Annotated in this window: 24 protein-coding genes and 2 pseudogenes; 24 read left to right on the top strand and 2 right to left on the bottom strand. The window is 70.3% G+C overall.

Going from position 1 to position 21,319, the window contains the following annotated elements:
* Nucleotides 1–251 precede the first annotated feature (251 nt).
* From ABS361_12280 to ABS361_12220, 13 genes and pseudogenes are all read left to right on the top strand, one after another.
* Nucleotides 252–914, top strand: a complete 663-nt coding sequence (locus ABS361_12280; GenBank protein ID XBY42891.1) for a hypothetical protein — start codon at nucleotides 252–254, stop codon at nucleotides 912–914.
* Entirely contained in the window at nucleotides 859–2,190 is a 1,332-nt protein-coding gene (locus tag ABS361_12275; protein ID XBY42890.1) for a terminase family protein, read from the top strand. Before ABS361_12280 ends, ABS361_12275 begins: the two co-directional genes overlap by 56 nt.
* 473 nt (nucleotides 2,191–2,663) lie before the next feature.
* Nucleotides 2,664–3,893, top strand: coding sequence for a phage portal protein (locus ABS361_12270; protein XBY42889.1), 1,230 nt, complete (start codon nucleotides 2,664–2,666; stop codon nucleotides 3,891–3,893).
* 11 nt (nucleotides 3,894–3,904) lie between these two features.
* The gene (locus tag ABS361_12265) at nucleotides 3,905–4,111 is read left to right on the top strand and encodes a hypothetical protein (protein XBY42888.1); all 207 of its coding nucleotides are present in this window, start codon (nucleotides 3,905–3,907) and stop codon (nucleotides 4,109–4,111) included.
* Between the two features lie 68 nt (nucleotides 4,112–4,179).
* Nucleotides 4,180–4,365 carry a hypothetical protein gene (locus ABS361_12260; GenBank protein XBY42887.1) on the top strand — a complete coding sequence of 62 codons (186 nt, stop codon included), beginning with the start codon at nucleotides 4,180–4,182 and terminating at the stop codon, nucleotides 4,363–4,365.
* A 26-nt stretch (nucleotides 4,366–4,391) separates the two neighbouring features.
* Nucleotides 4,392–4,952 (top strand): HK97 family phage prohead protease, encoded by a 561-nt coding sequence (locus ABS361_12255; GenBank protein ID XBY46887.1) that lies wholly within the window; start codon nucleotides 4,392–4,394, stop codon nucleotides 4,950–4,952.
* A 127-nt stretch (nucleotides 4,953–5,079) separates the two neighbouring features.
* Nucleotides 5,080–6,342, top strand: a complete 1,263-nt coding sequence (locus tag ABS361_12250) for a phage major capsid protein (GenBank protein XBY42886.1) — start codon at nucleotides 5,080–5,082, stop codon at nucleotides 6,340–6,342.
* Nucleotides 6,343–6,467: 125 nt separating this feature from the next.
* Nucleotides 6,468–7,046 carry a head-tail connector protein gene (locus ABS361_12245; protein ID XBY42885.1) on the top strand — a complete coding sequence of 193 codons (579 nt, stop codon included), beginning with the start codon at nucleotides 6,468–6,470 and terminating at the stop codon, nucleotides 7,044–7,046.
* Nucleotides 7,043–7,453 (top strand): DUF3168 domain-containing protein, encoded by a 411-nt coding sequence (locus tag ABS361_12240; GenBank protein XBY42884.1) that lies wholly within the window; start codon nucleotides 7,043–7,045, stop codon nucleotides 7,451–7,453. The genes ABS361_12245 and ABS361_12240 overlap by 4 nt, the downstream gene beginning before the upstream one ends.
* A 43-nt stretch (nucleotides 7,454–7,496) precedes the next feature.
* Nucleotides 7,497–7,910, top strand: coding sequence for a phage major tail protein, TP901-1 family (locus ABS361_12235; protein ID XBY42883.1), 414 nt, complete (start codon nucleotides 7,497–7,499; stop codon nucleotides 7,908–7,910).
* Nucleotides 7,911–7,921: 11 nt separating this feature from the next.
* Nucleotides 7,922–8,224: pseudogene (locus ABS361_12230) on the top strand (gene transfer agent family protein).
* A 127-nt stretch (nucleotides 8,225–8,351) separates the two neighbouring features.
* Nucleotides 8,352–8,537 (top strand): phage tail assembly chaperone, encoded by a 186-nt coding sequence (locus ABS361_12225; GenBank protein ID XBY42882.1) that lies wholly within the window; start codon nucleotides 8,352–8,354, stop codon nucleotides 8,535–8,537.
* Nucleotides 8,538–8,556: 19 nt separating this feature from the next.
* Entirely contained in the window at nucleotides 8,557–9,147 is a 591-nt protein-coding gene (locus tag ABS361_12220; GenBank protein XBY42881.1) for a phage tail tape measure protein, read from the top strand.
* Between the two features lie 23 nt (nucleotides 9,148–9,170).
* Here the strand turns inward: ABS361_12220 and ABS361_12215 are convergent, their stop codons facing one another.
* Complete coding sequence (locus tag ABS361_12215) at nucleotides 9,171–9,425, bottom strand: DUF465 domain-containing protein (GenBank protein XBY42880.1); 255 nt, start codon at nucleotides 9,423–9,425, stop codon at nucleotides 9,171–9,173.
* 90 nt (nucleotides 9,426–9,515) lie between these two features.
* Between ABS361_12215 and ABS361_12210 the strand changes: the two genes are divergently transcribed.
* Genes ABS361_12210 through ABS361_12200 form a run of 3 tightly spaced genes read left to right on the top strand, consistent with a single transcriptional unit; the run spans nucleotide 9,516 to nucleotide 11,544 of the window.
* Complete coding sequence (locus ABS361_12210) at nucleotides 9,516–10,166, top strand: DUF2460 domain-containing protein (GenBank protein XBY42879.1); 651 nt, start codon at nucleotides 9,516–9,518, stop codon at nucleotides 10,164–10,166.
* Nucleotides 10,163–11,059, top strand: coding sequence for a DUF2163 domain-containing protein (locus ABS361_12205; GenBank protein XBY42878.1), 897 nt, complete (start codon nucleotides 10,163–10,165; stop codon nucleotides 11,057–11,059). Before ABS361_12210 ends, ABS361_12205 begins: the two co-directional genes overlap by 4 nt.
* Nucleotides 11,056–11,544 (top strand): NlpC/P60 family protein, encoded by a 489-nt coding sequence (locus ABS361_12200; protein XBY42877.1) that lies wholly within the window; start codon nucleotides 11,056–11,058, stop codon nucleotides 11,542–11,544. The genes ABS361_12205 and ABS361_12200 overlap by 4 nt, the downstream gene beginning before the upstream one ends.
* 89 nt (nucleotides 11,545–11,633) lie before the next feature.
* On the opposite strand, the gene ABS361_12195 is transcribed toward ABS361_12200, so the two are convergent.
* Nucleotides 11,634–11,930, bottom strand: a complete 297-nt coding sequence (locus ABS361_12195; protein XBY42876.1) for a hypothetical protein — start codon at nucleotides 11,928–11,930, stop codon at nucleotides 11,634–11,636.
* Between the two features lie 109 nt (nucleotides 11,931–12,039).
* On the opposite strand from ABS361_12195, the pseudogene ABS361_12190 reads away from it, so the two are divergent.
* From ABS361_12190 to ABS361_12155, 8 genes and pseudogenes are all read left to right on the top strand, one after another.
* Nucleotides 12,040–15,938, top strand: a pseudogene (locus tag ABS361_12190) (glycoside hydrolase/phage tail family protein).
* Between the two features lie 49 nt (nucleotides 15,939–15,987).
* Nucleotides 15,988–17,529, top strand: a complete 1,542-nt coding sequence (locus ABS361_12185; protein ID XBY42875.1) for a DUF2793 domain-containing protein — start codon at nucleotides 15,988–15,990, stop codon at nucleotides 17,527–17,529.
* A gap of 2 nt (nucleotides 17,530–17,531) precedes the next feature.
* Nucleotides 17,532–17,873 carry a hypothetical protein gene (locus ABS361_12180; GenBank protein XBY42874.1) on the top strand — a complete coding sequence of 114 codons (342 nt, stop codon included), beginning with the start codon at nucleotides 17,532–17,534 and terminating at the stop codon, nucleotides 17,871–17,873.
* 102 nt (nucleotides 17,874–17,975) lie between these two features.
* Nucleotides 17,976–18,155, top strand: a complete 180-nt coding sequence (locus ABS361_12175) for a hypothetical protein (protein ID XBY42873.1) — start codon at nucleotides 17,976–17,978, stop codon at nucleotides 18,153–18,155.
* Nucleotides 18,156–18,245: 90 nt separating this feature from the next.
* Complete coding sequence (locus ABS361_12170; protein ID XBY42872.1) at nucleotides 18,246–18,563, top strand: hypothetical protein; 318 nt, start codon at nucleotides 18,246–18,248, stop codon at nucleotides 18,561–18,563.
* Nucleotides 18,564–18,607: 44 nt separating this feature from the next.
* Nucleotides 18,608–19,279, top strand: coding sequence for a response regulator transcription factor (locus ABS361_12165; GenBank protein ID XBY42871.1), 672 nt, complete (start codon nucleotides 18,608–18,610; stop codon nucleotides 19,277–19,279).
* Entirely contained in the window at nucleotides 19,269–20,654 is a 1,386-nt protein-coding gene (locus ABS361_12160; GenBank protein XBY42870.1) for an ATP-binding protein, read from the top strand. The genes ABS361_12165 and ABS361_12160 overlap by 11 nt, the downstream gene beginning before the upstream one ends.
* A 171-nt stretch (nucleotides 20,655–20,825) precedes the next feature.
* Nucleotides 20,826–21,287 carry a glycine zipper 2TM domain-containing protein gene (locus ABS361_12155; GenBank protein ID XBY42869.1) on the top strand — a complete coding sequence of 154 codons (462 nt, stop codon included), beginning with the start codon at nucleotides 20,826–20,828 and terminating at the stop codon, nucleotides 21,285–21,287.
* Nucleotides 21,288–21,319 lie beyond the last annotated feature (32 nt).

Below are 21,319 nucleotides of genomic sequence, written 5' to 3'. Positions count from 1 at the left end.
GCCTGCACGGCGCGGGCGATTGCCGGATGCGCGTAATTTCGCCTGCACGTTTGGAATGGTGGTCCTTCAAGACGATGCGCAGCGCCGACATGCCCCTTGCGTGTCGCGCGAAGACGCCAGCCGGCCTATCGACGGCCCCACCCACCGCGACCGTCCGCGATCGCCGCCGACCGATGGCCATGTGTCCGACGCTCCGATCGCCTGCCGCTTTGCAGTCGGATCGAAGTGTCGTGCTTCGAAGGAGGTGTGTCTTGGCTGCTCCCGACGGCAAGTCCGTTCCGTCTGCCACGGCGTCCGCCGACGCCCTTTCGGCGGGTCGGCCGATCCCGGCCGGCCCTGGGACGGAGGCGGCTGATCCATCGATGGCCCACGGGGTGGCCGACACGGCGTCCGATCCGTCGGCCGCCGCGGCCGCAGGGCGCTCGCCCGAACGTCGCCCGCCCGCCGGGCAGTCTACCGGATGTCGCCCGAACGCGCGGCTCCTCCGGGACTGGAGCGAGATCCGCCGTGCCTATGAGGAGACCGACCTCAGTGCCGCGGCGATCGCGGCGATGTTCGGGGTGACGCCGCAGGCGGTCTACCAAAAGGCCTTCCGAGCGGGCTGGTCGAGCCGGCGCGGTAGCGGCCGGCGTCCCGGCGATTTGCCGCCGGTCGACCGCACCGCGCTGGTGCGGCGGCTGTTCCTCGCGGTCGAGAAGCAGATCGTCGAGATCGAGCGCCGCTTCGGCGACGGCAGCGGCGCGATTCCCGACGAGAAGGACGCCCGCACGCTCGCCGCGCTTGCGCGCACGCTGGAACTGCTCATCGGACTGCAGACGACGGTTGAACCTGCCGCAGCCGAGCCGGAGGTCGATATCGATGAGTTCCGCCTCGATCTTGCGCGCCGCATTGAGGGCCTCCGACGCACGGAGTGAGCTCGCCGAAATCACCGCTCTGCTCAGCGACGCCGACTGGGCGCGTCTGCGTGACGACTGGCTGGTCTGGGCGCGGGCCGACCAGCTGCCGCCCGAGAGCGATTGGACCACTTGGCTCGTGCTCGGCGGCCGTGGCGCCGGCAAGACGCGCGCCGGCGCGGAATGGGTGAAGGGTCTGGCGCTCGGCCGGCCGCCCTTCGCCGCCGCCCCCGCCGGCCGCATCGCGCTGGTCGGCGAAACGCTGGCCGATGTCCGTGATGTCATGATCGAGGGCGTCTCCGGCCTGCTGCGCATCCATCGCAAGGCGGAGCGCCCGAGCTGGCGCCCGTCGCTGCGCCGTCTGGAATGGCCGAACGGCGCGGTCGCGCAGGTGTTCTCGTCGGAAGATCCGGAAAGCCTGCGCGGGCCGCAGTTCGAGGCCGCCTGGGCCGACGAAGTGGCCAAGTGGCGCCATGCGGAGGCGGTCTGGGACATGTTGCAATTCGGCTTGCGGCTCGGCGATCGCCCGCGCCAGGTCGCGACCACGACGCCGCGGCCGGTGCCGCTCCTGAAACGGTTGATCGCCGATCCCGGCACCGCCGTGACGCGCGCCTCGACCGGGGCCAACGCCTTCAATCTGGCGCCGCGCTTTCTCGATGCGATCGTCGGCCGCTATCAGGGCACGCGGCTCGGCCGCCAGGAACTGGACGGCGAGCTGATCGAGGATCGCGAGGACGCACTCTGGCGGCGCGAGGAGATCGAACGGCTGCGCATCGAACGCGCGCCGGTCCTGAAGCGGATCGTGGTCGCGGTCGACCCGCCGGCATCCTCCGGTGCCAAGGCCGATGCCTGCGGCATCGTCGCGGCGGGTCGGGACGAGAATGGTATGGCCTATGTACTGGCCGATCAGAGCTTTCGCTCCGGCCGCCCGACCGACTGGGCGGCGCGCGCGATCGGTCTCTATCACGCACTGGAGGCCGACGCGCTGGTCGCGGAGGTCAATCAGGGCGGCGACATGGTCGCCGCCGTGGTGCGTGAGGTCGATGCCTCGGTGCCCGTGCGCCCCGTTCGGGCCACGCGCGGCAAATGGCTGCGCGCCGAGCCGGTCGCCGCGCTCTATGCGCAGGGCAGGGTGCGTCACGCCGGCACGTTCCCGGCGCTCGAGGACGAACTCTGTGACTTCGGCCCCGAGGGTCTGGCCGGTGGCCGGTCGCCCGATCGGCTGGACGCGCTGGTCTGGGCATTGACGGTGCTGATGCTCGAGAGCAGAGGTCGTCCGAAGGTCAGGCATGTGTGATGCATGCATTATGATCGATCGCCTGATCAAACTGTGCGACCATCGAGTGCCGGAGTGCCGGAGTGCCGGAGTGCCTTTTCGCACTTCCGATTTAGTCGGATCGCACCTTCGCTCCGCCGCGGCCGTCCTCTCCGCGTCGAGCCGAGGCTGTTCTCGCCAGGGGAGCGGAACGTAGGGTTCACCCCTGACATCCTGTTCCCGAGCGCCGGGGCAGGGCGCGCCTCGGTTGGTTGGCACATTCATCGTCTTGGGGCGACACAGCCAAAGCGACTCCGTACGCCGGCGTCCTCTTTGACCGGTATGCCGCACTCCGCATCGGACCTTCCAGCGAACCAGTGCCTCGCTTGCACACCGACGGACCGGCGCGCACGAGGAATGTAGCCGAGTGCACCAGAATCCGGTTCAAAACGCATCGAAGTGCCTTCCCGGCATCGATGAACTGAAAACAAGTTCAAATCAGGCGAGGCCCTCTCATGGCATCGATCCTCGACACCTTGCGCCGGGTCGCTGGCGGACCGGCGCGCCCGGCCGTGGCGGTCCAGGCGGAGCAAAAATCCTCCCGCGTCGGGCCGCTGATTGCGCTGCAGGGACAGGGCCGGCCGCTCTGGAGCCCGCGCGACTATGCCGGCCTCGCCCGCGAGGGCTATGCCCGCAATCCGATCGTGTTCCGCGCCGTGCGCATGGTCTGCGAGGCGGCGGCCTCGGTGCCCCTGCTGCTCTACGAGGACGATCGCGAGCTGACCGTCCATCCGCTGCTCGATCTCATCGCCCGGCCGAACCCGCACGAATGCGGCCGGGATCTCATCGAGGGCGTGCTCGGCCATCTCCTGGTCTCCGGCAACGCCTATGTCGAGCGCGTCGACATCGACGGGGTGCCGCGCGAGCTCTACCGCCTCCGGCCCGATCGTATGAAGCTCGTGCCGGGCCCGGACGGCTGGCCCGAGGCCTACGAGTATTCGGTCAACGGCCGCAGCGTGCGCTTCGCGGTCGACGGCGAGGCGCCGTCGCCGATCCTGCACCTGAAGCAGTTTCATCCGCTCGACGACCAGTATGGCTTCGCGCCGATCGAGGCCGCGCAGGTGAGCCTCGATGTGCACAATCAGGCCTCGGCCTGGGCCAAGGCGCTGCTCGACAACTCCGCGCGGCCCTCCGGCGCGCTGGTCTACCAGGCCAAGGACGGCGGCAATCTTTCCGACGAGCAGTTCTCGCGGCTGAAGAAGGAGCTGGAAGACGGCTTCCAGGGCGCGAGCAACGCCGGCCGGCCGCTGCTTCTCGAAGGCGGTCTCGACTGGAAGGCCATGGGTTACAGCCCGAAGGACATGGACTTCATCGAGGCCAAGCGCGAGGCGGCGCGCGAGATCGCGCTCGCCTTCGGTGTGCCGCCGATGCTGCTCGGCATCCCCGGCGACAACACCTACTCGAACTATGCCGAGGCCAACCGCGCCTTCTGGCGCCTGACCGTGCTGCCGCTGGTCGCCCGCACCACCGAGGCGCTGACCGGCTGGCTCGGCCCGGCCTTCGGCGCCCGGCTCCGGCTCGGCTGGGATGTCGACGCCATCGAGGCGCTCGCCGACGAGCGCTCCGCCCTCTGGAAGCGGCTCGGCGAAGCGACCTTCCTCGACGAGGACGAGAAGCGCCTCGCGGTCGGCTACAGCCCGCGCGGGGCGTCGGCCGGGCGCATTCCGACCGACGCGGTCCCTTAGGAGCCGATCCGATGAACGACCTCGGGCACATCGGCGATGTCGCGCGCGTGTTCGGCGAGAAGGGCGATCTCGCCCATCGCGCGCTGTTCCTCTGGGCTTCCGGCGCCAGCGCCCTGTTGGTCTGGAGCCTCAAGGAACTCGCCGCATCCAACAAGCGGTTCAACGACTTCGTCCAGGAAGTCGCGCGGCTGACGCGTCTCTTCGACGACGACGCCTGAGCCCGTTTCGATCCCGTACCGAACACCGGCCCCGATCACGGGTACGCCGGTCCGAACGGAGTTTCGCCATGACCCCGAAATCCCTGCCGCGCCGGTCCTCCGGCGTGAACGTCGACCCGTGTGTGCGGACCGAAGCGGGCCGCGCGGCGCCGGATCATCTCGCGGTGTTCCGCCGCTTCGTCGCCTGCCTGTCGCGGCGCGTGCTCGGACCCGAGCCGGCACGCGACGATCTGGGCCGGGAGGGCGCGCGATGAGGCCGTTTCTCGTCTGCCCGCCCGAGATGAAACGCGCCGGGACCGGCCCGATCCGCGTCGATGCCGAGGGGCGCTTCGAAGGCTATGCCAGCCTGTTCGGTGTCGAGGATCTCGGCCGCGACATCGTCGAGCGCGGCGCCTTCACCGCCTCGCTCGCCCGTCGCGGCGCGAGCGGCGTGAAAATGCTCTGGCAGCACGATCCGGCCGAGCCGATCGGCCGCTGGCTGGAGATCCGCGAGGACGGTCGCGGCCTGGCGGTGCGTGGCCAGATCCTGATCGGCTTGTCGAAGGGGCGCGAGGTGCTGGCGCTCCTCGACGCCGGCGTGCTCGACGGCCTGTCGATCGGCTTCAAGACCGTGCGCGGCCGCCGCGATCCGCGCAGCGGCATCCGGCGGCTGCACGAGGTCGATCTCTGGGAGATCTCGCTGGTGACCTTCCCGATGCAGCCCGAGGCGCGTGTCGGCCCGCTCTCAACCCGCGGCGTCTCCGCCCTCGCGCTGGAAGCCGAGGCGCATGTCGCCCGCATGCGCGCCATCGCCCGGGATCTGGCACAGGCCGCCGCGGCCGAGCGGCGGCGCAGCTTCTGACGCCGTCGCGGCGATCCCAATCCCGGCGATTTCGCATCGCCGCGCGATCCCGGCCGTGCCGGCGAGCCATCGCCGGAGCGGTCGCGTGTCGACCACACCGAACCACACCCCGAACCGAGGTGATCTCATGACCATCGCATCCGTTCCCGTCCCGGCACCCGCGCCGGAGCAGAAGTCCGTCTCCGACGCGGCCGCTTCGACCGGCTCGTTCATGGGCGCGTTCGAGTCCTACAAGGAGACCAACGACCGCCGGCTCGCCGAGATCGAGAAGCGCGGCGCCGAGGATCCGCTGACCACCGACAAGCTCGCCCGCATCGACCGCGTGCTCGACGATCTGACCCGCAAGTACGATGGCATCGCGCTGCGCGAGGCGCGGCCGGGGCTCGGTGTCGAGCGCCCGAACCTGTCGCCGCGCGGCGCCGAGCACAAGCAGGCCTTTGAGGCCTATGTGCGCTCCGGCGCCGAGCAGGACCTGCGCCGGCTCGAGGAGAAGGCGCTGTCGGTCGGCTCCAATCCGGACGGCGGCTACCTGGTGCCGCCGGAGCTCGAGCGCGAGGTGATGCGGCGCATGACGCAGATCTCGCCGATCCGTGCCATCGCCGGCAATCGCCAGATCTCGGCCATGACCTACAACAAGCCGTTCTCGGCGACCGGCCCGGCTGTCGGCTGGGTCGCGGAGACCGGCGCGCGTACCGAGACGGCGAGCCCGCCCCTGTCGCTGATGTCGTTCCCGACTATGGAGCTCTACGCCATGCCGTCGGCCAGCGGCGCGCTGCTCGATGATGCCGCCATCGACATCGGCACCTGGCTCGCCGAGGAGATCGACACCGCCTTCGCCGAGCAGGAAGGCGCCGCCTTCGTCACCGGCGACGGGGTCAACAAGCCGAAGGGCTTTCTCGCCTATGACCAGGTCGCGGCCGCGTCCTGGAGCTGGGGCAACCTCGGCTATGTCGCGACCGGCGCGGCCGGCGCCTTCCCGTCGTCGAACCCGTCCGACAAGCTCATCGACTTCGTCTACACGCTGAAGGCCGGCTACCGGCAGAACGCGTCCTGGGTCATGAGCCGCAAGACGCAGTCCGAGATCCGCAAGTTCAAGGACACGACCGGCGCCTATCTCTGGTCGCCGCCTGCGACCCCCGGCGCGCCGGCCACGCTGATGAACTTCCCCGTGGTCGAGGCCGAGGACATGCCGGCGATCGCCGCCGACAGCTACGCGATCGCCTTCGGCGACTTCCGGCGCGGCTATCTCGTCGTGGACCGGATCGGCATGCGCATGCTGCGCGATCCCTACAGCGCCAAGCCCTACACGCTGTTCTACACGACCAAGCGCGTCGGCGGCGGCGTCCAGGACTTCGACGCCATCAAGCTCATGAAGTTCGGCACGTCCTGATCGATCCCCTCCCGCGATCGGACCCGCCGACCGGCGGTCCGCCTCCCGTCCGCCTCGCCCCACGGGCGCGGGGCGGACCGCCACTGGTCGGCCCTTTCCCTCCTTTCAATCGAGCGGTGGACCCCATGACCGCGATCCTCGTCACCCCACCGGCGATCGAGCCGCTGACGCTCGCCGAGGTGAAGGCGCATCTGCGCCTCACCACGAGCGACGACGACACCCTGCTCGCCGCGCTGATCACGACCGCGCGTCTGCAGGTCGAACAGGCCACCCGCCGGGTCCTGATCGAGCAGGCCTGGCGCATCTGCCTCGACGACTGGCCGAAAGGCGGGGTCTTCGCCCTGCCCATCACGCCGGTCGTGCAGGTGACGGCGATCACCGTCTACAACGCGAGCGGCGTGCCGACGACCTTGCCGACGATCGCCTATGAGGTCGACAGCGCGGGAACCCCGCCGCGCGTCGCCATCAAGGCCGGCGCCGGCATCCGGCAGCGGCGCCGGCTGAACGGCATCGAGATCGATCTCGTCGCCGGCTACGGCCCCTCGGGCCTCGCCGTGCCGCACCCGTTGCGTCAGGCGATCCTCGTTCTGGTGGCGCGCTGGTACGAGAACCGCGACGGTGCCGCCTATGGCATCGTGCCGGCGGCGCTCGCCGACACTTTCGAGAGCCTGATCGCGCCCTATCGCTCCGTGAGGCTCGCATGAGCGGCCCGACCGGAACGCTCGCCGGCGCAATCGTGGCGCGGCTCAGGGCGGATGCGGCGGTGGTCGCTGCGCTGCATGGGGCCCGCGTCCACGATCGCCTGCCGCGCGACCTCGCCCCGCCCTGGGTCGCGCTCGACGAGATCCGCTCGACCGACGCGAGCGGGCTCGACGCACCGCTGACCCGGCATCGGCTGACCCTGCGCGCCCAGACCCGCGCCGAGCCGCGCGACACGCTCGCGGCGCTCGCCGACGCGGTCGCCGCGGCGCTCGACAATGCGTCGCTCGCCCTCGACGGCCGGCGGCTCGTGCTGCTGCGCGTCACCGATGTGGAGACGCGCGTGCTCAAGGACCGCGTCACGGCGGAGGCCGTGCTGCGGCTCGCCGCGATCACCGAACCGGCCGCCTGAGCGGCGCCACTCATCCGATCCGTCCCACACTCGCGAGGACCCCATGGCCACCCAGCGCGGCACCGACCTCCTGTTGAAGCTCGACGAGCAGGCGAACGGCACTTTCGTGACCGTCGCCGGGCTCCGCTCGCGCAAGCTGAAGCTCTCGACCGACACGGTCGACGTCACCGATGCCGACAGCCCCGGCCGCTGGCGCGAACTGCTTGCCGGCGCCGGCGTGCGCCGCGCCTCGATCTCCGGCGCCGGCGTCTTTCGCGACTCGGCCTCCGATGCGGCGGTGAACCGGGTGTTCTTCGCCGGCGCGATCCGGCCCTGGCGCATCGTGATCCCGGACTTCGCCAACCTCGACGGGCTGTTCCAGGTCGCGGCGCTCGAATTCTCCGGTGATCACGACGGCGAGGTCACCTTCGACATCGCGCTCGAATCGGCCGGCGCGGTCAGCTTCACCGCGCTCTGAGGGAGGCGACCATGGCCAATGCCCGCCGCGGCGAGATCGAGGCCGTCATCGACGGCCGGTCGCGTCGCCTGGTCCTGACGCTCGGCGCGCTCGCCGAGCTCGAACATGCTTTCGGCGTCGATGATCTGGTCGCGCTCGCCGAGCGCTTCGGCTCCGGCCGGCTCTCGGCGCTCGACCTGATCCGCGTCGTCGGCGCCGGCCTGCGCGGTGCCGGCGAGGCGGTCGACGACGAGACCGTGGCCGCCATGACGGCCGAAGGCGGTGCGGCGGGCTTCGCCGACATCGCCGCCCGACTGATCGTCGCGACCTTCGGCGCGCCGTCCGAGGCTCCGGAAGGAGCCGCCGAGGCGAAAGCAGGGGCTGGAGCGAAGCCAGGGGAGGGAGCCTGCTCGCCCGCCCTCGCCGGGTCCCGGGGCGCCCCGGCCGTTCCCCTGGGACGCGGTGATCAGGACGGCCGTCGCGGGCTGGGGGCTCACCCCGGCCGCGTTGTGGGCGATGACCCCGCGCGAATTCGCCGCCGCGCTCGCGCCGCCCGTCCGCGGGCCGCTCGACCGCGCCGGTTTTGAAACACTGTTCGCCCGCTATCCGGACCGCGAGGCGGCGGACGGCGGACCGACCGAACCGTGAGACGAGAGAGGAGGCGGCCATGGCCGAATTCGACACGAAGGATCTGACCGCCGCCGACGAGACGGCGGCGTCGCTGGCGAAGTCGCTCGAGGCGCTGAACACCTCGTCGCTCGCCTTCGGCCGCTCGATCACCGGCGCGTTGAAGGGGGCGGTCGAACAGGGCCGGAGCTTCGATACGGTGTTGCGAGGCATCGGTCTGAGGCTGGTCGACCGCGCGTTGACCAATGCGCTGGCGCCGCTGACCAAGCTGATAGACACGACCGCGAGCTCGGCCTTGTCGGGCATCGGCTCGGCGCTCGGCTTCGCCAAGGGCGGGGCGTTCCAGGGCGGGCGCGTGGTGCCCTTCGCCTCGGGCGGCGTGGTCGCGAGCCCGAGCTATTTCCCGCTCGCCGACGGGCGCACCGGCCTCATGGGCGAGGCCGGGCCCGAAGCGGTCATGCCGCTCACGCGCGGGCCGGATGGCCGGCTCGGCGTGGCGACACAAGGGCAGGCTGCGGTCAACGTGGCGGTGACGATCAACACGCCGGACGTCGAGGGCTTCCGCAGATCGGAGGCGCAGCTCCAGACAATGTTGGCCCGCGCCGTCGGACGGGGACGGCGCGGGCTCTGACACCGGACCCAACGAGGAGGGGCTCAGGCTCCGGTGTTTTCCGTTTCGGCCAGTACCGCGCGGCACTGGTCGAGAAGAAGAAGACGTTGTTTCTTGAGGGCTTCGACGTGTTCGTCGGACGCATGCTCGATTTCCGAGGCGATCCGATGAATTTCGCGATTGACCTCGTGGTAGCTCTCTGCCAGACGCGCGAAATGCTGATTTGTCGACTTCAGGCTGTGGATGCGTTCCGCGTATTCCGGCAGCTCGGCGACGAGTTCGTGAGGCGTGTGGCTCATTTGATCTCCGAAAGACTTGTCGGGAATAGAGCTATCCGAACGGAATCGCGGCCGCGTTGAGCAAGATCAAATCAGCGAGGAGAAATGCCAGTGTCGACAGATCCCTCGTTCCACGAGGTGTCGTTTCCGCTCGCCGTGGCGCTGAAGGCGTCCGGCGGTCCGGAGCGGCGCACCGAGATCGTCGCGCTCGGCTCGGGCCGGGAGCTGCGCAACGCGCGCTGGGCGGATTCGCGCCGGCGCTACGATGCCGGATCCGGCCTGCGCTCGCTCGACGACTGCCAGGCGGTGGTCGCCTTCTTCGAGGCGCGGCGCGGTCGGCTCCACGGCTTCCGCTTCCGCGACGCCATCGACGATCGCTCCTGCGCGCCGAGCGCCGTGCCGGGTCCGTTGGACCAGGCGCTCGGCGTCGGCGACGGGGTGACGACCACCTTCCAGCTCGTCAAGCGCTACGGCACCGGCTCGGGCGCATGGACGCGCACGATCGCGAAGCCTGTCTCCGCCAGCGTGCGCGTCGCCGTCGGGGTCGCCGAGAAGATCGCCGGCACCGACTTCGACGTCGATACGACGACCGGCGCCGTGACCTTTCGGGCCGGGGCGATCCCGGCCGCCGGCGCGACGGTCACGGCCGGATTCCGGTTCGAGGTGCCGGTGCGCTTCGACACCGACGAGATCCGCATCGACCTCGCCGCCTTCGCCGCCGGCGAGATCCCGTCGATCCCGCTGATCGAGGTGAAGACATGAAGACGCTCTCGCCCGACTTCGCCGCGCGCCTCGACGGCCCGGCGACGACGCTCGCGACCTGTTTCCGGCTGACCCGCGCCGACGGTACGGTGATGGGCTTCACCGACCACGACCGGCCGCTCGTCTTTGCGGGGACGACCTATGACGCGGCGACCGGCCTCGCGACTTCCGAGGCTGTCGCCAATGCCGGCTTTGCGGTCGGCGGCCTCGAGGTCAGCGGCGCACTGTCCTCGGCCGCGATCAACGAGGCGGACGTCGAGGCGGGGCTCTACGACGGGGCGCGGCTGGAGGTATTCCTGGTCGACTGGACCGATCCGGAGACCTTTCATCTCGCGCTCTCGACCGGCACGATCGGCGAGGTGATCCGCACCGACGGAGGCTTTCGAGCCGAGGTGCGGGCGCTCTCGGCCGTGCTCGGCGAAGCCTCCGGCCGGCTCTACCAGCATCGCTGCGATGCTGATCTCGGCGATGCGCGCTGCCGGATCGATCTCACCCAGCCGTCGCGGCGCGGCACCGGGACGGTGACCGCAGAGCGTGGCGACCGCAGCCTGACGGTCTCGGGTCTCGACGGCTTTGCGAGCGGGACCTTCGACGGCGGCCGGCTCGTCTGGGCGAGCGGCGCCAACGCCGGCCGAGCCACCGAAGTGAAGCGGCATGCGATAGCGGGCGGCGCGGTCGCCGTCGACCTGTGGCAGGCGGCCGCCGGCCCGGTCGCGGCCGGCGACACGTTCACCGTCACGGCCGGCTGCGACAAGCGGTTCGAGACCTGCCGCGACCGCTTCGCCAACACGGCGAACTTCCGCGGCTTCCCGCATATTCCGGGCACCGACTTCCTGGTCGCGAGCGCGGCCGCGGCCGGCCAGCTCACCGACGGCGCGGCGCTGATCGCATGAGCGCGCCGGAGCCTCTCGAACCGCCGGCGGCGGTCGCCGACGAGCGACCGGGACCGACCCGCGCCGCGATTCTCGCCGAGGCGCGAACCTGGATCGGCACGCCCTATCGCCATCAGGCCTCGCTGAAGGGCGTCGGCTGCGACTGCCTGGGGCTCGTGCGCGGCGTCTGGCGCGCCGTGCTCGGCCCGGAGCCCGAGGCCGCCGGCGTCTACACCGCCGACTGGGCCGAAGCGACCCGCGAGGAACGCCTCGCCGGCGCCGGACGGCGCCACATGACCGAGATCGAGGTCTTGGGCCTGCGCCCCGGCGACCTCGTGCTGTTCCGGTTCCGGCCGCACCTGCCGATGAAACACATCGGCATTCTATCGGCCGATGACCGCTTCATCCACGCCTATGACGGCGCCGCGGTGGTCGAAAGCCCGCTCGGCCCCTGGTGGCGTCGGCGGCTCGCCGCCGCGTTCCGGTTTCCTAGCGTGATCGATTGATACGGGAGTATAACATGCTAGTTCATTTTTCTGATTGCTGCCAGAATCAGGCGGACAGCCCTGAAAATCTACGGTGCGACTGTGGCGGGCTAGATCTCGAAAACGATGACATTGAATCCCTTGTCACCTTTTTTGTACCCCTCACGGGGCGCTTCGGATGCTTCGTCAAGAATATTCATGGGACCTGCTTCGTCGAAGCGGAGCATCTTCCAGCCCGCTGTCTCGCCGCTCTGGCTGCCGCCGCGGACTTGCCAAACGCGCATGCCCTCGTTTCCCGCCGTGGTGGTTCCAACAGTATGGACCTCGACGACCCGCACAAAGCCATTGTAGCTGATCTGAAGGCGCTTGCTGTCGCGGGCTGCTTGAATTGCAATTCTGGATTGCATTATCCTAAACCCCTAGATTGAATTACATGTTATTTATTATCAAAAATTGAAGTTGTCAAATAGCTAAAATTCTAACCCTCGATCGCGACACCCCCTCCCGGAGGCTCCCATGGCCACGATCGCTCTCTCCGCGCTCGGACGCGCGGCGGGCACGCTGCTGCTCGGCCCGCTCGGCGCCGTCATCGGTCAGGCCGCCGGCGGTCTCCTCGGCGCCGCCGTCGACAGCACGCTGATCCGCTCCGGCCAGGGGACGCGCGGGCCGCGGCTCTCCGATCTCGACGTGCAGACCTCCACCGAGGGCAAGGCGATCCCGCGCATCTATGGCCGCGCGCGCATCGCCGGGCAGGTGATCTGGGCGACCCGCTACGAGGAGGAGACCGTAACCTCGGGCGGCAAGGGCGGGCCGAAGGCCGAGAACTACAAGTATTACGGCAACTTCGCCGTCGGGCTCTGCGAAGGACCGATCGATCGGATCGGCCGCGTCTGGGCCGATGGGACGTTGCTCGACCTCGAGACCGTGACCATGCGGGTCCATCTCGGCACCGAGGATCAGGCGCCGGACAGCCTGATCCTCGCCCGCCAGGGCACGGACGTCCCGGCCTATCGCGGCCTCGCCTATGTCGTGTTCGAGCGCCTGCCGCTCGACGACTTCGGTAATCGCCTGCCGCAGCTGACCTTCGAGGTCATTCGCGTCGTCGACACGCTCGAGCGCAAGATCCGCGGCGTGACGCTGATCCCCGGCTCGACCGAATTCGGCTATGCGACCACGGCGGTCACACGCACGAGCGCGACCGCGGTCTCTGCCTCCGACAATCGTCATGCACTGACGGCCCCGACCGACCTCGTTGCCGCGCTCGACGAGCTGCAGGCCGTGGCGCCGAACCTCAGGCGGATCTCGCTCGTCTGCGCCTGGTTCGGCGACGACCTGCGTGTCGGCTCCTGCACGGTGAAGCCGAAGGTCGACGTCGCCCAGAAGACCACCACGCCGGTCGCGTGGTCGGTCGGCGGGCTGACGCGCACCGAGGCGGAGACCGTGTCGCTGGTCGCCGGCGTCCCGGCCTATGGCGGCACGCCGGCCGACGCGACCGTGGTCGAGGCGATCCAGGAAATCCGCCGGCGCGGCCTTGAGGTGATGCTCGCGCCCTTCATCATGATGGACGTGCCGGCCGGCAACGGCCGGCCGGATCCCTATGGGGCCGCCGAGCAGGCCGCCTTTCCCTGGCGCGGGCGTATCACGACGCCGATCGCTCCGGGCCGGGTGGGCACCGAGGACAAGACCGCCGCTGCGGGAAGCGCGATCGCGCATTTCGTCGGCACGGCGACATCGGCGCAGTTCTCGGTCGCGGGCAGCGCGGTCGCCTATTCCGGTCCGCCCGAATGGACCTATCGCCGCCTGATCCATCACTACGCCGCGCTGGCGCAGGCGGCCGGCGGCGTCGATGCGTTCCTGATCGGCTCGGAGCTGGTCGGCCTGACCACGCTGCGCTCCGACGCCTCGACCTACCCGTTCGTGACCGCGTTGGTCGCGCTCGCCGGCGAGGTCAAGGCACGGCTCGGCACCGGGACGAAGATCACCTACGCGGCCGACTGGACCGAATGGCGCGGCCACCAGCCGGCCGACGGCACCGGCGACGTCCACTTCCACCTCGATCCGCTCTGGTCGAGCCCGTCGATCGACGTGATCGGCATCGACATGTACGCCCCGCTCGCCGACTGGCGACCGGGCGACCATCTCGACCGCGCTCGCGCGGAAACGCCTTACGACCTCGACTACCTCGCCGACGGCATCGCCGGCGGCGAGGGCTTCGACTGGTACTATGCCTCCGAGGCCGACCGGCGCACGCAGGTGCGGACGCCGATCACCGACGGCGCCTATGGCGAACCGTGGGTCTACCGGGTCAAGGATCTGGTCGCCTGGTGGTCGAACCGGCACTACGACCGGCCCGGCGGCGTGCGCGCCTCGAGCCCGACGGACTGGACGCCGGGCGCCAAGCCGATCTGGTTCTGCGAACTCGGCTGTCCGGCCGTCGACAACGGCGCCAACCAGCCGAACGTGTTCCCGGACCCGAAGTCGGCCGAGAACGCGATCCCGCATTTCTCCTCCGGCGCCCGCGACGACCTCGCGCAGCGCCGCACGTTGGAGGCCGTGCTCCGGGCCTACGATCCGGCCGACACGCGGTTCCGGCCGGCGCTGAACCCGGTCTCGACCGTCTACGGCGGCCGCATGCTCGATCCGGCCGGCATCCACCTGTGGACCTGGGACGCGCGGCCCTATCCGGCGTTTCCGGCGCAGAATTCGATCTGGGCCGATGCGACGAACTGGGCGACCGGGCACTGGCTCAACGGCCGGCTCGGCGGCACGAGCCTGGAGGCGCTGATCCGCGCGATCCTCGCCGATCACGGCTTCTCGGCGGTCGCCTTCGACGCCGTCGCCGGCCACCTCGACGGCTATGTGATCGACGATCGGCTCTCGGCGCGCGATGCGCTCGAACCGCTCTGCGCGGCCTTCCTGGTCGATGCGGTCGATGCCGGCACGGTGCTGCGCTTCGCCGGCCGGCGGCGCAAGCCGAGCGCGACGCTGACCGAGGCCGACTGCCTGGACGAACCGAACAAGAGCGTCGTCGAGGTGCGCCGCACCGCCGATGCCGAGCTGCCGCGCGAGGTCGCGGTCACCTTCTCCGATGCGCTGCTCGACTTCCGTCGCACGACCCTGTCGTCGCGCCGGCTCGAGGGGCTGCGACGCGGACGGCGACTGCGGATCTGGCGCTGATCGCCCCGGTCGGCCCGATGTCGACGCTCGCCAATGCCTGGCTGCGCGATGTATGGGCGGCGCGCGAGACGCTGAGCTTCGCGCTCGGGCCGGATCGCATCGGGCTCGAGCCGGGCGACATTGTCGACATCGAGAGCCGCGGCCGGACCCGGCGCGTGCTGATCGAGAAGATCGAGACCGGGCTCGCCCGCCGTATCGAGGCGCATACGGTCGATCCGGATCTCGGCCTGGCCGCGCCGGCGAGCGGCCGGACCACGACCACCGCCGCGCCGGCGGTCTGGGGCGCGCCGCTCGTGCGTGTCCTCGACATTCCGCATGCCGATGCCGATGGCGACGCGTTCAAGCCGTATCTGGCCGCCTTCGCCGAACCGTGGCCGGGGTCGCTCGCGATCTGGCGCGATCGCGGCGATACCGTCGCGAGCCTCGGCACGGTCGAGCGCCGCGCCACCATGGGCGTCACGGCGTCGGCCTTCGCACCCGGTCCGGTCGCGCGCTGGGACACGGTGACGACGCTCGACGTGACACTCTATGGCTCGGGCACGCTCGCGGGCCTCACTGACGCGCTGGTGCTCGGCGGCGGCAATCGTGCGGCGGTGCGGTTCCCGAACGGCCGCTGGGAGCTGTTCCAGTTCGCGCGCGCCGAACTCGTCGCGGCCGCGACCTGGCGGCTGTCGCGGCTCCTGCGCGCACAGGCCGGCTCCGAGGATGCCTGGGACGCCGAAGCGGCCTCCGCGCCGGCCGGCGCCGATTTCGTACTCCTGGACAGTGCCGTCACGCCCGTCGGCATAGGGCGCGACGATCTCGGTCTGCCGGTGACCTTGCGGGTCGGGCCGGCGCAGGAGGACTACACCCGGCCGAGCTTCACCACCCTGTCGCTGACGCCGAGCGGTCGCGGTCTGCTGCCGCCGAGCCCGACCGCCATCCGAGGTCGGCGCGATCCGGCGAGCGGCGCGGCGCTGTTCTCCTGGATCCGCCGCAGCCGGTCCGCCGGCGCGGATTCCTGGGCGGCGGTCGACGCGCCGCTCGGCGAGGAGGCCGAAGCCTACCGCGTCGACATCCTCGATGCGGCCGGCGTTGTGGTCCGCTCCATGACGACATCGGCCCCTTCGGCGACCTACCCGGCTGCCGACGAGATTGCCGATTTCGGCGCGGTGCGGGACGTGCAGTCGATCCGCGTCGCGCAGCTCAGCGTGACCGCCGGTGCCGGCATCGCCCGCACCGCGATAGTCAGGCTCTGAGCCGCGCGCCGGCCGATCTTCCCCGAAACGAGCCGTACCGGAGACCGCCATGGCCGAGACGCCGAGGCTGACGCTGCCCTATATCGAGGCCGCGCAGGCGCAGAAGCACGTCACCCACAACGAGGCGCTCGGGCTCCTCGATCAACTCGTCCAGGCCGCCGTCCTCGACCGCGACCTGAACACGCCGCCTTCGGCACCGATGGAGGGCGACTGCTACATCCCCGCCGCCGGCGCCACCGGCGCCTGGGCCGGCAAGGCCGGCAGCCTCGCCTACCGGCGCGACGGCGTCTGGCTGTTTGCGACACCCAGGGTCGGCTGGATGGTCTGGGTGGTCGACGAGGTGCAGCCGATCGCCTTCGACGGCACCGACTGGCAGCCGGCCTTCGCGTTGGTCGCGCGCACCAACGGTTTCGCCGCGCTCGGCGTCAACGCTTCGGCCGATACGACCAACCGATTAGCGATACGCGCCCCGGCCGCGCTGTTCTCGGCGGAACCCTCCACCAGCGGCGGCTCCGGCAGCCATCGGCTGATTCTGAACAAGGAAGCGGTCGACAAGACCGCGTCGCTTCTGCTCCAGGACGGCTTTTCCGGCCGGGTCGAACTCGGTCTGACCGGCGACGACGACCTTCATGTGAAGGTCTCGGCCGCCGGATCGTCCTGGACCGAGGCGATGCGCATCGCCGCCGCGACCGGCGCGACGACCTTGCTCCGTCTCGCGCTCACCAACGCGCTGGCCATCGCCGACGGCGGCACCGGCGCGACGACGGCCGCGGCCGCGCGGACCAACCTCGGTCTCGATGGCTACGGCTTCCGCAATCGGCTGCGCAACGCCGCCTTCGCCGTCAATCAGCGCGCGGTCGCCGGCACGGTGACGCTCAGTGCCGGCCAGTACGGCCACGACGGCGTCAAGGGCGGCGCTGCGGGCGCGACCTACACGCTCTCGACCTCGGGCCTCGATACCACGCTGACGATCACGGCCGGCTCGCTGATCCTGCCGATCGAGGCCGGTCTGGTGGAGGCGGGCGCCTATACGGTCAGCCACGCGGGCACGGCCGCGGTGCGGGTCTGGCAGGGCACCGGATCGAGCGGATCGGGGTCTTACGCATCGGCGCCGGTCCACACCGGCACGCTCAGCGCGGCGACCCAGACCAACGTGGAGTTCTCGACCGGCACCGTACTGAGACCGCAGTTCGAGCCCGGCAGCGAGGCGACCGCCTTCGACCGCCGGCCCTATCCCGCCGAGCTCGCGCTCTGCCAGCGCTACTTCGCGACCTCCTACAACGACGGCGTCGCGCCCGGATCGAACACCGGCAACAGTCCCTACGAACTGGTCATGCCCGCCACGATCGGAGCGAACGGCTACCTGCTCGTGCCGATCCTGTTTGCCGCCAAGATGCGCGCGTCGCCGACCGTCGTTCTCTACGACATGGCCGGCGGCGCCGGTCAGGTCCAGGTCGCCGGCGTCTCGCGCGCCGCGGGGGTCGCGTCGATCTATCAGGCGGGCTTCGGCGCCATGCAGAACACCTCCGGGGCCACGTGGTCGGCCGGCAACGACCTGAAGTTCAACTGGACCGCCAGCGCGGAGCTCTGACCATGTACCGAGCGACCTCGACCGAAGCCGTATTCCGCGCCGACGGTGCGATCATCCCGGCCGACCCGGACAATCGCGACTGGCAGGCCTACCTGGCCTGGCTCGCGGACGGCAACGCGCCCGAACCCGCCGCCGCTCCGGAGCCGACGCCGGCCGCCGTGTCCGCGCGGCGGGCCGAGGCGCTGGCGGCGCTCGCGGCGAGCGACATCGTCGTGCTGCGCCGCGCCGAACTCGGGCTCGCACTTCCCGAGGACTGGCGCACCTACCGGATCGCCCTGCGCGCGGTCGTCTCCGGCGCCGTCGACACGCTGCCGGAACGCCCGCCCTGGCCCCCGACCGCCTAGCGCGTCGCCCGTCCCCTCGACGTTCGCTCACACCTCCGCGGCACCCGCCCCGCCGCCCGGTGGGTGCACGCGTCCAGAACGCCGGGCGGCGAGGAGACCACGATGAAAGGCTATCGCACCCTGGCGCTCAATCTCTCCGCCGCCGCGCTCGGCGTCCTGATGTCGACCGACTGGGCCGGCGTGACCGACCCGAAGACCGCCGGCCTGATCGTCACCGGGCTCGGCATCGGCAACACGATCCTGCGCTGCTTCACCGATACGCCGGTCGGCCGCACCGGCTGACCGGCATGCCGTAGCGAAACCGGTGGACATCGGCCGGCCGGCGGCCGGTGTTCATCGACGGTTCAGCGCCGGCTCGCTAGCGTTTCCTTCATGCTGCGTAAGCTCGCCCTGGTCGTGCCTCTGATGGTCGTGTCGCTTGCCTTCGGTGCGCCTGCGCCGGAGGCTGCGCTCGCGCAGACCAACGAGTGCCTGGGCGTCGACGCGATGAACGCCGCGCTGCTCGACGGCCGGGCCCGCCGTCTGGCCGAGATCCGCCGTCTGCTCGAAGGCGACATCGTCAAGGCGGACCTGTGCATGGATGCCGGCAAGCTCGCCTACCGGGTGACGCTGCTCACGCGCGACGGCGTGGTGAAGCGGGTCGTGCTCGATGCGAGCTCCGGCCAGTTCATGACGGAACAGAAAAAGTAGGCTATCGAAGGGCATCACCCATTCGGTGTCCGGGGGAAACGAACGTGCGCCTGCTCGTCGTCGAAGACGATCCGAACCTGAACCAGCAGCTTGTCGACGCGCTGAAGGAAGCCGGTTACGCGGTCGACACCGCGAGCGACGGCGAGGAAGGTCACTTCCTCGGCGATACCGAGCCCTATGACGCGGTCGTGCTCGATATCGGCCTGCCCAAGATGGACGGGCTGACCGTGATCGAGACCTGGCGCAAGGACGGCCGCAAGATGCCGGTCCTGCTGCTGACCGCACGCGATCGCTGGAGCGACAAGGTCGCCGGCATCGACGCGGGCGCGGACGACTACGTCGCCAAGCCCTTCCACATGGAGGAAGTGCTCGCCCGCATCCGCGCGCTGGTGCGCCGCGCCTCCGGCCATGCGTCGAACGAGATGGAATGCGGGCCCGTGCGGCTCGACACCCGCGCCGGCCGCGTCACCGTCGACGGTCATCTGGTCAAGCTGACCTCGCACGAATACCGCCTGCTCGCCTACCTGATGCTGCATCAGGGCAAGGTCGTGTCGCGGACCGAATTGGTCGAGCATCTCTACGATCAGGATTTCGATCGCGATTCGAACACGATCGAGGTCTTCGTCGGCCGGCTGCGCAAGAAGCTCGGCGTCGACGTGATCCAGACGATCCGCGGTCTCGGCTACACCGTGGGCATGACGGGCGATGCGGGGTAGTTCGCTTGCCCTTCGCCTGTTCGTTCTTGCTGCGATCTGGAGCGCCCTGTCGCTCGCCGCCGCCGGCTTCGTGCTGATCGCGGTCTATCGCGGCTCGGTCGAACGGGCGTTCGACGAGCGGCTCGGCGTCTATCTGAAGACGCTGGTCGGCGCGATGGCCGCGCAGTCCGCCGACGGCGGCGGTACGTTCAAGGAGCCCGGAAACGTCGGCGAGCCGCGTTTCGAGCTGCCGCTGTCGGGCTGGTATTGGGTCGTCCGGCGCGCCGGCGACGGCAAGGTGCTGATGACCTCGCCGTCGCTGGTCGGCGAGGTGCTGGCGCTGCCGAGCGATTCGGGCGTGGTCCCGGGCGACGACCGGATCGCCAAGGCCTATATCGTCGGACCCGACCGGCAGGATCTGCGCGTGCTCGAACGCGAGATCAGTTTCGACGAGACCGCCGAACACGCCTATCGCATCGCGGTCGCCGGCGATGCGGGCGGATTGCGCGACGACGTCACCGCCTTCTCGACCCGGACAGCGCTGATTCTGTTTCTCGTCGGCCTCGGTCTCGTCGTGACGACCTCGTTCCAGGTCCGGCTCGGCCTGAGCCCGATCGAGCGCATGCGCCAGGCGCTGTTCCGGATCCGCGCCGGCGATGCCGAGCGGCTCGACGGCTCGTTCCCCTCCGAGATCGTGCCGCTCGCTCAGGAGCTCAACGCGCTGATCGAGGCCAATCGCGAGACGATGGAGCGAGCGCGGACCCATGTCGGCAATCTCGCCCACGCGCTGAAGACGCCGCTGTCGGTGATCACCAACGAGGCGCGCTCGTCGCAGGCCCCGATCGCGCCGCGCATCGTCGAGCAGGCGGCGCTGATGAAGGAGCATATCGACCACCATCTGGAGCGCGCGCGCATGGCCGCGCAACGCCGGGTGATCGGCGCCGTGACGGACGTCGGTCCGATCGTGGAGCGGCTCGCCCGCGCGATGCGCAAGATCCACGAACAGAAGGGCGTGGTGGTCGAGGTGGAACTGGCCGAGCCGGTCAGGTTCCGCGGCGAGAAGCAGGATCTCGAGGAAGCGCTTGGCAACCTGATGGACAACGCCTGCAAATGGTGCCGCGGCCATGTCGTCGTGACGGTCACGGTCGAGGCGGCGGCGCGCTCCGGCGATCGGCGGTTCCTGACCGTGACGGTCGACGACGACGGCCCCGGTCTTTCCCCCGAGAAGCGGGCGGAAGCGCTGAAGCGTGGCCGCCGGCTCGACGAGACCGTGCCAGGCACCGGCCTCGGTCTCAACATCGTCACGGAACTCGCGGCACTCTATGGTGGCCGCTTCGCGCTCGCCGATGCGCCGCTCGGCGGTCTGCGCTGCGAACTGGTGCTGCCGGCCCTCTGAGACGATCCTGCTCGGCAAGCCTTGTGGCAATGGGCGAATCGACCCATTTCGGCCATGATCGAATGGCCTTAGGAGGCCGAAACATCGTCGCGGCGGATTGGCCGCAGCCGCCTATACGGAGCCGAGCGCTTCGTGAGGCCGGGAACGCGTCGTTCGAGGGGACCGTTGCTCATGAAGTCGAATTTCGCCGTCGTCATCGGTTTCGCGGCGGTTCTCGCCGGTTGCGCCGACGCCGGGCCGAAGCAGAGCCTCGGTACCGTCACCGGCGCGCTCGCCGGCGGCCTGATCGGCAGCCAGTTCGGGGGCGGTTCGGGCAAGGTCCTGGCCGCCGGCGCCGGTGCGGCGCTCGGCGCCCTTCTCGGCGGCGACATCGGTCGCAACCTCGATGATCGGGATCGCGAACTGGCCGCTCAGGCCGAATACGATGCGCTCGAGGCCGGCCCGGCCGGCAGCGCGCGGCAGTGGCGCGGTCCGTCGGGCCACACCGGCTCGATCACGCCGGGCCCGGCCTACGCGGTGAACCAGTACACCTGCCGCGACTATACGCACACGATCTACATCGACGGCAAGCCGCAGACTGCGCGGGGCACGGCCTGCCGCCAGCCGGACGGCACCTGGCGGCCGCTTTCCTGAGCGGGCCGGACGATACGGCTGTGATCCCGTCG

This window comes from Ancalomicrobiaceae bacterium S20 (assembly GCA_040269895.1).
Lineage (GTDB): Bacteria > Pseudomonadota > Alphaproteobacteria > Rhizobiales > Ancalomicrobiaceae > Methyloraptor > Methyloraptor flagellatus.
The sequence above is the reverse complement of the archived record's forward strand: the minus strand, read 5'-3'. Positions and strand labels throughout refer to the sequence as shown.

Coding starts and splice junctions, on each gene's coding strand:
- ABS361_12275 (XBY42890.1), top strand. CDS start 859: ATGAGTTCCGCCTCGATCTTGCGCGCCGCATTGAGGGCCTCCGACGCA.
- ABS361_12270 (XBY42889.1), top strand. CDS start 2,664: ATGGCATCGATCCTCGACACCTTGCGCCGGGTCGCTGGCGGACCGGCG.
- ABS361_12265 (XBY42888.1), top strand. CDS start 3,905: ATGAACGACCTCGGGCACATCGGCGATGTCGCGCGCGTGTTCGGCGAG.
- ABS361_12260 (XBY42887.1), top strand. CDS start 4,180: ATGACCCCGAAATCCCTGCCGCGCCGGTCCTCCGGCGTGAACGTCGAC.
- ABS361_12255 (XBY46887.1), top strand. CDS start 4,392: ATGAAACGCGCCGGGACCGGCCCGATCCGCGTCGATGCCGAGGGGCGC.
- ABS361_12250 (XBY42886.1), top strand. CDS start 5,080: ATGACCATCGCATCCGTTCCCGTCCCGGCACCCGCGCCGGAGCAGAAG.
- ABS361_12245 (XBY42885.1), top strand. CDS start 6,468: ATGACCGCGATCCTCGTCACCCCACCGGCGATCGAGCCGCTGACGCTC.
- ABS361_12240 (XBY42884.1), top strand. CDS start 7,043: ATGAGCGGCCCGACCGGAACGCTCGCCGGCGCAATCGTGGCGCGGCTC.
- ABS361_12235 (XBY42883.1), top strand. CDS start 7,497: ATGGCCACCCAGCGCGGCACCGACCTCCTGTTGAAGCTCGACGAGCAG.
- ABS361_12220 (XBY42881.1), top strand. CDS start 8,557: ATGGCCGAATTCGACACGAAGGATCTGACCGCCGCCGACGAGACGGCG.
- ABS361_12215 (XBY42880.1), bottom strand. CDS start 9,425: ATGAGCCACACGCCTCACGAACTCGTCGCCGAGCTGCCGGAATACGCG.
- ABS361_12205 (XBY42878.1), top strand. CDS start 10,163: ATGAAGACGCTCTCGCCCGACTTCGCCGCGCGCCTCGACGGCCCGGCG.
- ABS361_12200 (XBY42877.1), top strand. CDS start 11,056: ATGAGCGCGCCGGAGCCTCTCGAACCGCCGGCGGCGGTCGCCGACGAG.
- ABS361_12195 (XBY42876.1), bottom strand. CDS start 11,930: ATGCAATCCAGAATTGCAATTCAAGCAGCCCGCGACAGCAAGCGCCTT.
- ABS361_12185 (XBY42875.1), top strand. CDS start 15,988: ATGGCCGAGACGCCGAGGCTGACGCTGCCCTATATCGAGGCCGCGCAG.
- ABS361_12180 (XBY42874.1), top strand. CDS start 17,532: ATGTACCGAGCGACCTCGACCGAAGCCGTATTCCGCGCCGACGGTGCG.
- ABS361_12175 (XBY42873.1), top strand. CDS start 17,976: ATGAAAGGCTATCGCACCCTGGCGCTCAATCTCTCCGCCGCCGCGCTC.
- ABS361_12170 (XBY42872.1), top strand. CDS start 18,246: ATGCTGCGTAAGCTCGCCCTGGTCGTGCCTCTGATGGTCGTGTCGCTT.
- ABS361_12160 (XBY42870.1), top strand. CDS start 19,269: ATGCGGGGTAGTTCGCTTGCCCTTCGCCTGTTCGTTCTTGCTGCGATC.
- ABS361_12155 (XBY42869.1), top strand. CDS start 20,826: ATGAAGTCGAATTTCGCCGTCGTCATCGGTTTCGCGGCGGTTCTCGCC.